10 protein-coding genes are annotated in these 11,338 nt (G+C 58.7%); 5 read left to right on the forward strand and 5 right to left on the reverse strand.

Annotation, left to right across the window (positions count from 1 at the left end):
• Positions 1–86: 86 nt before the first annotated feature.
• From hpaE to AC1DIS_RS08640, 3 genes are read right to left on the reverse strand one after another with little or no spacing between them, the layout of a single operon-like run.
• A complete protein-coding gene (gene hpaE / locus AC1DIS_RS08630; RefSeq protein ID WP_064617391.1) occupies positions 87–1,547 on the reverse strand; it encodes a 5-carboxymethyl-2-hydroxymuconate semialdehyde dehydrogenase in 1,461 nt (486 codons plus the stop codon).
• A 5-nt stretch (positions 1,548–1,552) separates the two neighbouring features.
• Entirely contained in the window at positions 1,553–2,323 is a 771-nt protein-coding gene (locus AC1DIS_RS08635; RefSeq protein ID WP_018927923.1) for a fumarylacetoacetate hydrolase family protein, read from the reverse strand.
• A gap of 11 nt (positions 2,324–2,334) precedes the next feature.
• Positions 2,335–2,991, reverse strand: coding sequence for a fumarylacetoacetate hydrolase family protein (locus AC1DIS_RS08640; RefSeq protein ID WP_192351269.1), 657 nt, complete (start codon positions 2,989–2,991; stop codon positions 2,335–2,337).
• A 189-nt stretch (positions 2,992–3,180) separates the two neighbouring features.
• Here AC1DIS_RS08640 and hpaA point away from each other — a divergent pair, with 189 nt between their 5' ends.
• Positions 3,181–4,083, forward strand: a complete 903-nt coding sequence (gene hpaA / locus AC1DIS_RS08645) for a 4-hydroxyphenylacetate catabolism regulatory protein HpaA (RefSeq protein WP_477780828.1) — start codon at positions 3,181–3,183, stop codon at positions 4,081–4,083.
• A gap of 115 nt (positions 4,084–4,198) precedes the next feature.
• On the opposite strand, the gene AC1DIS_RS08650 is transcribed toward hpaA, so the two are convergent.
• A complete protein-coding gene (locus AC1DIS_RS08650; RefSeq protein ID WP_018927926.1) occupies positions 4,199–5,455 on the reverse strand; it encodes an OprD family porin in 1,257 nt (418 codons plus the stop codon).
• A 254-nt stretch (positions 5,456–5,709) separates the two neighbouring features.
• Here AC1DIS_RS08650 and hpaR point away from each other — a divergent pair, with 254 nt between their 5' ends.
• From hpaR to pcaG, 4 genes are all read left to right on the forward strand, one after another.
• Complete coding sequence (hpaR, locus tag AC1DIS_RS08655) at positions 5,710–6,132, forward strand: homoprotocatechuate degradation operon regulator HpaR (protein WP_477780829.1); 423 nt, start codon at positions 5,710–5,712, stop codon at positions 6,130–6,132.
• A gap of 145 nt (positions 6,133–6,277) precedes the next feature.
• Entirely contained in the window at positions 6,278–7,207 is a 930-nt protein-coding gene (pcaQ, locus tag AC1DIS_RS08660; RefSeq protein WP_477744380.1) for a pca operon transcription factor PcaQ, read from the forward strand.
• Between the two features lie 103 nt (positions 7,208–7,310).
• Positions 7,311–8,030, forward strand: coding sequence for a protocatechuate 3,4-dioxygenase subunit beta (gene pcaH / locus AC1DIS_RS08665; protein ID WP_018927930.1), 720 nt, complete (start codon positions 7,311–7,313; stop codon positions 8,028–8,030).
• Between the two features lie 11 nt (positions 8,031–8,041).
• Entirely contained in the window at positions 8,042–8,647 is a 606-nt protein-coding gene (gene pcaG, locus AC1DIS_RS08670) for a protocatechuate 3,4-dioxygenase subunit alpha (protein WP_018927931.1), read from the forward strand.
• Positions 8,648–8,751: 104 nt separating this feature from the next.
• On the opposite strand, the gene AC1DIS_RS08675 is transcribed toward pcaG, so the two are convergent.
• Complete coding sequence (locus AC1DIS_RS08675) at positions 8,752–11,175, reverse strand: glucose/quinate/shikimate family membrane-bound PQQ-dependent dehydrogenase (protein WP_477744381.1); 2,424 nt, start codon at positions 11,173–11,175, stop codon at positions 8,752–8,754.
• Between the last annotated feature and the right edge of the window lie 163 nt (positions 11,176–11,338).

The raw sequence follows: 11,338 nt of genomic DNA on the forward strand, positions 1-11,338 counted from the left end.
TTATTCGATTCAATCTGGTGGCCAGTGAAGGCTGCGATGAGCCGATGCGCGGCCCATCGCTGCCTTCAGCAGCGACCATCGGCTGTTCAGAGACCCCAACGCGGGATGTGATGACTGCCCATGGAAATGCAGATGTTCTTGATTTCGGCGAACACCTCAAAGCTGTACTGGCCGCCTTCGCGTCCGGTACCGGAACCTTTCACACCACCGAACGGCTGACGCAAGTCCCGCACGTTCTGACTGTTGATGAACACCATGCCGGCTTCGATGCCGTAGGCCAGGCGATGGGCCTTGCCGATGTCCTGGGTCCAGATGTAAGACGCCAGGCCATACTCGGTATCGTTGGCCAGTTGCAGGGCCTCGGCTTCGTCCTTGAACGGAATCAGGCACACCACCGGACCGAAGATCTCTTCCTGGGCGATACGCATCTTGTTGTTCACGTCGGCGAACACCGTCGGCTGAATGAACTGGCCTTTACTCAGGTGCGCCGGCAAGTTGGCCGGACGTTCCAGACCACCGGCGAGGAGGGTGGCGCCTTCCTCGATGCCGATCTTGATGTAGCCAGTGACCTTGTCGTAGTGGGCCTGAGTGATCATCGAGCCGACCTGAGTCTTCGGGTCCTGTGGATCGCCGACGATCAAGCGTTTGGCGCGGGCAGCAAACTCGGCGACGAACTGAGGGTAAACGCTTTCCTGAATGAAGATCCGGCTACCAGCGGTGCAGCGTTCGCCGTTCAGCGAGAAGATGGTGAACAGTGCGGCGTCGAGGGCGCGCTCCAGGTCCGCATCTTCAAAGATCAGCACCGGTGACTTGCCGCCGAGTTCCATGGAGTATTTTTTGAGGCCGGCGGTCTGCATGATTTTCTTGCCGGTGGCGGTACCTCCGGTGAACGAAATTGCGCGCACATCCGGGTGCCGAACCAGCGCGTCACCGGCGGTGGCGCCGTAACCCTGGATGACGTTGAGCACGCCATTGGGAATGCCGGCCTCAACAGCCAGACGACCGAGTTCGTTGGCCGTCAGTGGGGAGAGCTCGGACATCTTCAGCACTGCAGTATTGCCCAGTGCCAGGCACGGCGCGGTTTTCCAGGTGGCTGTCATGAACGGCACGTTCCACGGTGACACCAGACCGCAAACACCCACCGGCTGATACAGGGTGTAGTTGAGCATCTGGTCGTCGACGGGGTAAGAGTGACCGTCCATGCGGGTGCAGACTTCGGCGAAGAAATCGAAGTTGTGCGAAGCGCGGGGGATCAACACATTTTTGGTCTGATGGATCGGAAGGCCCGTGTCCAGCGTTTCCAGTTCGGCCAGACGCGGGACATTCTGCTCGATCAGCTCACCGAGCTTGCGCATCAGTCGGGCACGTTCCTTGGCTGGCGTATTAGCCCACTTGGGGAAGGCTTCCTTGGCCGCGGCTACGGCCTGAGCGACTTCTTCGGCGCCGCCGCTGGCGATTTCACCGATGGCTTCGCCGGTGGCCGGGTTGTAGTTGACGAAAACGTCTTTGCTTTCGACCTCACGGCCGTTGATCCAGTGTTTGATCATGCTGCTCAAGCCTCTTTACGGGCGGAGAAGAATTCCGCTTCGCTAACAATTCGATTAACCAGGCGACCCACGCCTTCCACTTCCACAATCACTTCATCGCCGGGAACCACATCGGCCAGACCTTCCGGCGTGCCCGTAGCGATCATGTCGCCGGGCTGCAAGGTCATGAAGCTGGACAGGTATTCGATCAGGTAAGGGATGTCGAAAATCATGTCGGAGGTCGAGCCTTCCTGACGTAACTCACCGTTGATCCAGGTGCGCAGTTTCAGGTTGCTCGGGTCCGGCACGTCGGCGACGTCGACGATCCACGGACCGACCGGCGTCGTGGCATCGCGGTTCTTCACCCGCAGGTTGGGCCGGTAGTAATTTTCCAGGTAGTCACGGATCGCGTAGTCGTTGCACACCGTGTAGCCGGCCAGGTACTGGAGGGCGTCTTCACGCTTGACGTTACGCGCGGGCTTGCCGATGACGGCGACCAGTTCGCACTCGTAGTGCATATAGGCGACGTTGTCCGGGCGCCATGTAGCCTGGTTATGGCCGGTGTAGGTGCCCGGGGACTTGATGAACGCCAGGGGCTCGGTGGGCGGCTTGAAGGCCAACTCGGCGGCGTGGTCGGCGTAGTTCAGGCCCAGGGCGAACATGCTGCCGGTGGCCGGTGGCAGCCATTGCACTTGTTCTTCGGCCAGCAGGCGGCCGTCGGCCAGGCGCACGGCGTTGTGCTCTTCGACATGGACGAGGTGGACTTCACCTTCAAAGCGGATACGGGCGTGTTTCATGGAAGCTCCTGTTACTCGGCCACGATGTGGTTGACGAGGCGGCCCAGGCCGCTGATTTCGACTTCGACGGTGTCACCGGGCTGGACATCGACACGGCCTTCAGGGGTGCCTGTGATCAGCACATCGCCTTCGTGGAGGGTCATGAATTCGCTGATTTCGGCGATCAACTGGGGAATGCTGCGGACAAAGTTGGCCGTGGAGTTTTCCTGGCGTAGTTCACCGTTGACGAACAGTTTCAGACTCAACTGATGCGGATCGGCGAGCTGGTCACGGCCCACCAATTCCGGGCCCAGCGAGCAGAAGCCGTCACGACACTTGGCTTTCACCGCCGGGCGGTAGTAGCTGTCTTCCGGCAGGCTGAACTCATTGACGATGGTGTAGCCGGCCACATGTTCCAGCGCATTCTCGATGCTGACCCGGCTGGCGCTTTTACCGATCACCACACCCAGTGCAGGCCCCGGTTGCAGGCGTTCACCTTGCGGATGAATCACCGTGCGGTCATGACCATTGCGGGTGTTGGGCGTCTTGATGAACAGCACCGGTTTAACCGGCGGCTTCTGGTAAGGCGCTTGCTCGAATTCGGCGACACGCTGGTTCAGCAACCCTTGATAGTTCAGCGCAACGCCGAACAGGGTGCCGTTCGCAACATCATGCAGGGCACGGCTCATGCTTTTCTCCTGGCAATGGCGGAGCAGTGACTGCTTCGCGAAATATTCGTTAACCTGTTAACGTTATAATTAATATGTTAACAATCGTCAAGCGTGGCAAAATGCGCTGGCAGTGGTTAGCCGCCGCAAACCGGCGCAGGATGAAAGTCCTTGCACTGCCAACACGCAAACAAGAAAGAGAACCGAGCGATGATCGATCGTCAGCCGATCCCCAATATCAACATCGGTCAGGTCTACGACCAGCGTTACAGCGATGCCGAAGTGCACTACGACAAACTCGGCAATCTGGCTGAGTTCTTCGGCCGCAATATGCCCGTGCACCGACACGACCGGTTCTTCCAGGTGCATTACGTGAAGAGCGGTGCGGTGCGGGTCTATCTGGATGACCAGCAATACCTCGAGTCGGGACCGATGTTTTTCCTCACGCCACCGACGGTGGCCCATTCCTTCGTCACCGAAGCGGACGCCGACGGGCATGTGTTGACGGTGCGCCAGCAACTGGTCTGGCAGTTGATCGATGCCGATCCGAGTCTGGCGCCGGGCTCGCAGTTGCCAGCGGCTTGCGTGGCATTGGCGGGGCTGGCACCACAGTTCCAGCCCGAGGTCAGGAGACTGGAGTTTCTGTTCGAGGAACTGTGCAACGAAATCRACGGCGACAAGCCAGGGCGGGGGGCGGCCTTGGAGAGCCTGACGCGATTGATCGTGATCAGCCTGCTCAGGCTGTGCGCCAATTCCCTGGAAGCCCGCCCGGCACGCCATGAAGACTTGCGGATCTTCCACCGCTTCAACGAATTGATCGAAGACCATTACCTGCAGCACTGGCCGCTGTCGCGCTATGCCGATGGCATTGGTGTTACCGAGGCACGGCTCAACGATGTCTGCCGGCGCATTGCCGACCTGCCGTCCAAACGTTTGATCCTTGAACGGCTGATGCAGGAGGCCAAGCGTCTGTTGTTGTTCACTGGCAGTTCGGCCAATGAAATCTGCTACCAGCTGGGCTTCAAGGACCCGGCCTATTTCAGTCGGTTTTTCCAGCGTTATGCGCTGGTGACCCCTGGGGAGTACCGCCTGCGGCAGTCGGGTTTGCGCTGAGGTAGCCATGTTTGCTTCTCGATAGGCGCCGAGTGTCTGTCGAGCAATCATGGTCGCAGCCGGTGCCCTGAAAAATGGCTTTTACAGGGAACCGATTGCACTTTTCATGGGCGGCTCACCACAAGGCCAGGCTGTAGCCGATGATGATCCGGTTTTCGTCTATATCGCTGGTCAGGCCGTTGCTTGAGCGAAGAGTGGCGTTGCGTAGCCGCACATTGACGTTCTTCAGCGGACCACTCTGCACCGTGTAAACCAGGTCGGTGTCACGCTCCCATTCCCGACCGTTACGCACGGTGGAGGTTTGCACATGAGAGCCGTCGACATAGCGAGTCATGAAGGTCAGCCCAGGCAGGCCCAGGGCCGCGAAGTTGTAGTCGTAACGCGCCTGCCAGGCGTCGGTCTCGGCCTTGGTGAAGACGTTGATGGTCACCAGGTTTACTGAATATGGGTCCAGGCCCGGAAAGGCGAAGTCGCCGTCTCCGGAGAGATTCTGGTACCCCAGGCCGAATTTATGGGCACCCATCGACAGGCTTACCATGCCGTTGAAAAAACGGTTGTCGATCTTGCCGCCATCGACCCTGGATGGACTGCGCAATTCATGGTTGCCTTGTTCGCGAGTATCGAAATAGCGCAAATCGCTGCGCAGATTCACACCTTCTGCCAAGGGCAATTCATGCACCAGACCGATGAAGTGCTGGCTGTAGATGTCCTGCATCCGGGCGTAATAATAGGTCGCTGCCAGGTGTGGATTGATCGCGTAGGTGCCACCGGCCAGATCGAGATGGCTGCTTTGCACACCGGCGTAACTCATCTCGTCATTGCTGGAGGAGTCTCGTAGGTTCTGCTTTTCCAGGCGGCCCAGATTCAGGGTCAGGCCGTCGACTTCCTGAGAGGTGACCAGCTCACCGCTGTAGGTTGAGGGCAGCAGTCGGGTGTCGTTATAGGCGGCCACGGGCAGTTGCGGCTGTAGGGTGCCGAGTTTGAGCACGGTCTTCGATGTTCGCAGCTTGGCGGTCAGGCCCAATTCGCTGTAGCTGTCCTCTGGTTGCTGGCTGGCGCCAAAGGGCAGCAAGCCGGTGCCTCGACGATCGCGACTGGAGTCAAGTTTCACCCCGAGTTCGCCCAAGGCATCGACCCCGAAACCGACCATGCCGTCGGTGTAGCCCGACTCCAGGCGTAATACAAAACCCTGGGCCCACTCTTCGGCCTTGTTCTGTGGTGCGTTGCTCTGACGAAAGTCTCGGTTCATGTAGAAATTGCGCAGGTCCAAACTGGCTTTACTGTCCTGGACAAAATCAGCGTGAGCGCTAAACGGGCTAAACGCGGCGCACAGGGCAACGCTTGCCGCCGTGCGAAGGAGGCACGAATGCATGAGGGGGGTCCTTTTGTTGTTTTTGTAGGTATCACCCCCTATTCGGTAAGGGGTGTCATATAGTTAACATCTTATCTATTATTTTCGTAGCGTTTTTTTCAGTTTTTTCAGAAGAAATAGGGGTGGTGGCGATTATTTTTTATCTGAGATCAGTGATTTGTTTATAAGTTAATGATGTGCTGCAGAGGGGATGTTGCATGCACTCTGTGCCGACTCTAAGCTTTGACGCTTCGACCTCTTTTTCCGCGTGAACCATGCCGACCCCCAGACCGTCCCTTACGCTCACCTTGTTGCAGGCCCGCGAAGCAGCCATGGCATTTTTCCGGCCGTTGCTCAACGAACATGATCTGACTGAACAGCAATGGCGAGTGATCCGTATCTTGCGTCAGCACGGCGAACTGGAAAGCCATCAACTGGCCAATCTGGCATGCATCCKCAAACCGAGCATGACCGGCGTGCTGTCCCGGCTGGAGCGCGACGGTATCGTCCGGCGCAGGAAGTCGTCCGAAGATCAGCGCCGGGTATTCATCGCCCTGACCGAGCAGGGGCAGCAGTGTTTCGTCGACATGAGTGCGGGGATGGAAAGCAACTACTTGAAGATTCAGGAGCAGTTCGGCGCGGAGTCGCTTGAGCAGTTGCTGGAACTGCTCAATAAATTGAAGAACATCAAGCCCTGATTGACGCAATGTCCTGTATTTGACATCCCCTCCGAGCAAGTCAAAAAAGTCCATTGCCACCATCCGATCACCAGGAAATTGAGCGCACGCTAAGATTGCCTGCAAACGTTTCGATACCAATGAGGCAACCTCACGGGGCTCCGTAGTGAACATCGACACCCGCATCAAATTCCGTCACCTCGTGTGCTTTCTCGAAATGGCTCGTCAGGGCAGTCTGGCGCGGGCGGCGGATGTGTTGGCGGTGAGTCAGCCAGCGATGTCGAAGACGCTCAAGGAGCTGGAGGAACTGCTGGCGGCAACTCTGTTTATACGCAGTAAAAGTGGTGTGAACCTGACCGAAGCCGGGGTTGCCTTTTTGCGTTATGCCGGGCCTTCGGTGCAGGCGTTGCGTGATGGGGTGAACACCTTGCGCGGTGGCGAATATGCGGCAGGCACGGTTCGACTCGGCGTGTTGTCGACAGTGGAAAGTTTGCTGGTGCCTGAGGTTGTACGGCGCTTGCACGAGCGCCATTCGGCGCTGGTGGTGAGTGTGGTGACCGGGCCAAGCGCCTATTTGTTGTCGCAGTTGCGGGTGGGCGATGTGGACCTGGTGGTCGGCCGTATGACAGATAGCCCGGAGATTCAGGGGCTGACCTTCGAGCATCTGTACAGTGAATCCATGACACTGGTGGTGCGTCCCGATCATCCCTTGCTGGCCGAGCCACTGGAGCGTAGCGCCCTGGAAGATTTCCCGCTGGTGCTGCCGCTGGCAGGAACGACGATTCGCAAATATGCCGATAGCCTGTTCGTGCAATGTGGCATCAGCCAGTCGCGGCAGCGTCTGGAAACCTTGTCCGTGACCCTGAGCCGTCGTTATGTGTTGTCCAGCGAGGCGATCTGGATCGCGCCTCTGGATGCCGTGCGCCTGGATCTGGCAAGCGGCGAACTGCTTGAGATCAACCTGGGGCAGCGCGAACCGGGTGGTTCGGTGGGGATTTCCAGTAACGCCAGCTTGCCGTTGTCACTGGCGGCCCAGTGGTGCGTCGAGGTGCTGCGCGAGGTAGGGCAGGCGTATCGCGAAGGGTCTTATCCATAACCATTTGGTTATGTGTTGAGGATGGCTTTTCAATATTCCCCAGCCTTCTGTTGTTTGAAACTGCGCAGGTAGTGCTCCATAAATCAAACAACAGGAGATCGACATGTCTGATGCAGACAGCAGTCGTTTCGTTATTCGTGACCGTAATTGGCACCCCAAAGCCCTGACCCCTGATTACAAAACCTCTGTCGCCCGTTCTCCACGCCAAGCCTTGGTGAGCATCCCCCAGTCGGCCAGCGAAACCAGCGGCCCGGATTTCTCTCACCTGAAAATGGGCCGGTTCGATAACGACCTGCTACTCAACTTCAATAATGGTGGGTTGCCGGTGGGCGAGAGGATCATCGTTTCCGGCCGGGTTTGTGATCAATATGGCAAGCCCATCCCGCATACCCTGGTGGAGATGTGGCAGGCCAACGCCGGTGGTCGCTACCGGCACAAGAATGATCGCTACCTGGCACCATTGGACCCGAATTTCGGTGGTGTCGGCCGGGCTCTGACCGACCGTGACGGCTACTACAGCTTCCGCACCGTGAAACCCGGTCCGTATCCTTGGCGCAACGGTCCGAATGACTGGCGCCCGGCGCACATCCATTTTTCCATCAGCGGACCATCGATCGCCACGCGCCTGATCACCCAGCTGTATTTCGAAGGCGATCCACTGATCCCGATGTGCCCGATCGTCAAGTCGATCGCCAATCCAGAGGCGGTACAGAGCCTGATCGCCCGGCTCGACATGGGTAATGCCAATCCGATGGATTGCCTGGCCTATCGTTTCGACATCGTGCTGCGCGGCCAGCGCAAGACCCACTTCGAAAACTGCTGAGGAGTCCGTCCATGCCTATCGAACTGCTACCCGAAACCCCTTCGCAAACGGCCGGCCCCTATGTGCATATCGGTCTGGCCCTAGAGGCTGCCGGCAACCCGACACGGCCGGAAGAAATCTGGAATCAGATGGCCAAGCCGGGTGCCGAGGGCGAACAGATTCTGCTGATCGGTCATGTCTATGACGGCAACGGTCACCTGGTGCGAGACTCGTTTCTGGAGTTTTGGCAGGCCAATCATGAAGGTGTCTACGACCCGGTCTTCGACTCGGAAAAAACCTTCAACAGTTTCGGCCGAACCGCCACCACCTTCGATGCAGGGGAGTGGACACTCAACACCATCAAGCCTGGCGTGGTGAACAATGCCGCCGGGGTGCCGATGGCGCCTCACATCAATGTGTCGCTGTTTGCCCGCGGGATCAATATTCACCTGCAAACCCGGCTGTACTTTGCCGATGAGCCACAAGCCAACGCGACGTGCCCGGTGCTTAATCTGATCGAGCAACCGCAGCGTCGCGAAACGCTGATAGCGCAGCGTTGCGAGGTGGATGGCAAGGCGGCTTATCGTTTCGACATACGTATTCAGGGGGAGGGTGAAACGGTGTTCTTCGATTTTTAAAACCCGCTTCGCGCCGAGCCAGCGAGTTCAACGGGCCAAGCGTGCAGACAACAAAAAGCCGCTGCCACCCTCACAGGGCGGCAGCGGCTTTTTGTTGTTACGGGTTACTTGCTATCAGGCAGCGCGTAAGCGATCACATAATCGCCGCGATCGGGTGACTGACGCGCACCACCCGCGGTGATGACAACGTACTGCTTGCCTGTTTTCGGCGACACATACGTCATCGGGCCACCCTGGCTGCCCACGGGTAGCCGGGCTTTCCAGGCCTCTTCTCCGTTGGCGGAGTTGAAGGCGCGCAGGTAGTAGTCCTGTGTACCGGCGATGAACACCAGGCCGCCCTGGGTGGAGAGCGTACCACCCAGCGTCGGCATGCCGATCGGCAACGGCAGATGCATCTTGATACCCAATGGGCCAGTGTCCTGGACGGTGCCGACCGGCACTTGCCACGCGACTTTCTGGGTTTTCATGTCGATCGCGGTCAGTGTGCCAAAAGGCGGTGCCTGGCAAGGGATGCCGGCAACCGACAGGAAGCGGTTCTTGTTCACTGCATACGGGGTGCCTTTGAGCGGTACTGCGCCCATGCCGGTGTTCAGTGCTTCACCACCGGAAGAGGTCTTGGCATCTTTCTGCGCCGCAATCATCTGGATCCACAGGCCCAGACGCATGTCGTTGACGAAGATAAAACCGTGTACCGGGTCAGTCGAGATACCACCCCAGTTCATCCCTCCCAGCGAGCCCGGGAAGCTCAGCGAGATATCGGTGCCTGGTGCGGTGTACAGCCCGTCGTAACGCATTTTCTTGAACGAGATACGGCAGAGCAGTTGATCGAACGGCGTTGCCCCCCACATGTCCGACTCGGTCAGCGTTTGCGCGCCGATCGCTGGCATGCCCACCGATTTCGGCTGAGTCAGCGAGTAAGGCTCGTTCGGGATGTTCGAGGTTTTGACCGGAACCTCTTCAACCTTGGTCAGCGGCTTGCCGGTGGCGCGGTCAAGCACGAAGATCTGGCCGGCTTTGGTGCCGATCACTACGGCGGGCACCTTGCTGCCGTCGGCTTTGGTGAAGTCGATCAGACTTGGCTGCATGGGCAGGTCGAAGTCCCACAGGTCGTTGTGGACGGTTTGGTAGACCCACTTTTCTTCGCCGGTTGTTGCGTTCAGTGCAAGAACGGAAGCGCCGTACTTGTGGTTCAGTGCCGTACGTTCCACACCGTAGATGTCGGTGGACGAACTGCCCATCGGCAAGAACACGGTGTTCATTACCGGGTCGTAGGACATCGGTGCCCAGCTGTTGGGCGTGCTGCGCACGTAGGTGCTGCCGGCCGCCGGAGCCTGCTTGTCTTCGGGGTTGCCCGGGTCGAATGCCCAGCGCATCTCGCCGGTGACGACGTCGAAACCACGGATCACGCCACCTGGCATGTCGGTTTGGACGTTGTCGGCGACACGGCCGCCGACAACCACGGTGGTCCCGGCCATCAGCGGTGCCGATGACAGCTGGTAATAGGAATCAGGGACGTCGCCAAGACCTGCTTTCAGATCAACCTGGCCGTTGTTACCGAAGCCCTGGCAGAACTCCCCTGTATCGGCGTCCACTGCAATCAGGCGCGCATCGATGGTGTTGGTCAGCAGACGGCGCTGGCAGTTGGCGCCGGCCGGTATCGACACGGGTTTGACAGGTGTGCTGCCGTCAGCAGGCTGGGCGAGCGCAGCGGTAGCGTCGAAGTAGGCGATACCGCGGCAACGCTGCCAAACACGGGTCTTGGCGTTGATCTCGTTCTTCCACAGCTGTTTACCGGTATCGGCATCCAGTGCGATGAGGTTGTTGTGCGGGGTGCAGATGAACACCTTGTCGCCAACCTGCAACGGTGTCATCTGATCTTCGGCGCCATTGCCGTCGCTGATCGCGATGTCCCCGGTATTGTAGGTCCATGCCGGCACCAGCTTCGAGACGTTGCTACGGTTGATCTGGTCCAGAGCGGCGAAGCGGCCGCCGCCTTCGTCGTTACCGTAGTGTTCCCAGTTTTTCTGGGCCTTGGCGGGGTCGACCTTGGTCAGCCCTGGGCCGTCACCGGTCGGCGAAACAGGGGCATGGGGAACGAACATACCGGCACCACCTGCAACGATGGCGACTGCCAGCACACCGCTCAGAGCGTAGCCACTGCGGCCGCTGGCCAGGCTATTGGCCTTGCGCAGATGGGGGTAGACCAATGCCACCAACAGGCTCAGCACGCCCAGGGCGAACAAGCGAGAGATCAGTGGCCAGAAGTTCAGTCCGACATCCGCCAGCGCCCAAATCACGGTCAGCACCATCACCGCCGCGAACAGCCAGGCACCCTGCAGACGCTGCTTGAAGAGCAGTACGGCAGAGACGATCAAACCGAAACCGGCGAGCAGGAAGTACCAGCTGCCACCCAGCGTGGCGAGGTAGCCACCACCGGTTGCGAAGAATAATCCAAATACCAGCACACCGAAGGCGACGACCCAGATGGGCCAGCGGCTGACGGATGCCGAAGGTCGAGACTTAGTCATGTTGCATGATCCTACTGACGCATGAACGTTTGTGGGGAGGGTTAAGAGCAGTGAAGGCAAGTCTGAAAATAGTTGTTAACTATTTGGTTAATTGCGCAAAGATATCAAAAAAAGCGAGCCCTGCGACAAATTGTCATTTGCCGGAAAGGAGAAACACTGTTGC

The sequence above is a fragment of the Pseudomonas sp. 05N433 genome (genome assembly GCF_056396925.1).

Bases quoted from the DNA above. Each gene is read 5' to 3' on its own strand.
- hpaE (WP_064617391.1), bottom strand. From the start codon at position 1,547: ATGATCAAACACTGGATCAACGGCCGTGAGGTCGAAAGCAAAGACGTT.
- AC1DIS_RS08635 (WP_018927923.1), bottom strand. From the start codon at position 2,323: ATGAAACACGCCCGTATCCGCTTTGAAGGTGAAGTCCACCTCGTCCAT.
- AC1DIS_RS08640 (WP_192351269.1), bottom strand. From the start codon at position 2,991: ATGAGCCGTGCCCTGCATGATGTTGCGAACGGCACCCTGTTCGGCGTT.
- AC1DIS_RS08650 (WP_018927926.1), bottom strand. From the start codon at position 5,455: ATGCATTCGTGCCTCCTTCGCACGGCGGCAAGCGTTGCCCTGTGCGCC.
- pcaH (WP_018927930.1), top strand. From the start codon at position 7,311: ATGTCTGATGCAGACAGCAGTCGTTTCGTTATTCGTGACCGTAATTGG.
- pcaG (WP_018927931.1), top strand. From the start codon at position 8,042: ATGCCTATCGAACTGCTACCCGAAACCCCTTCGCAAACGGCCGGCCCC.
- AC1DIS_RS08675 (WP_477744381.1), bottom strand. From the start codon at position 11,175: ATGACTAAGTCTCGACCTTCGGCATCCGTCAGCCGCTGGCCCATCTGG.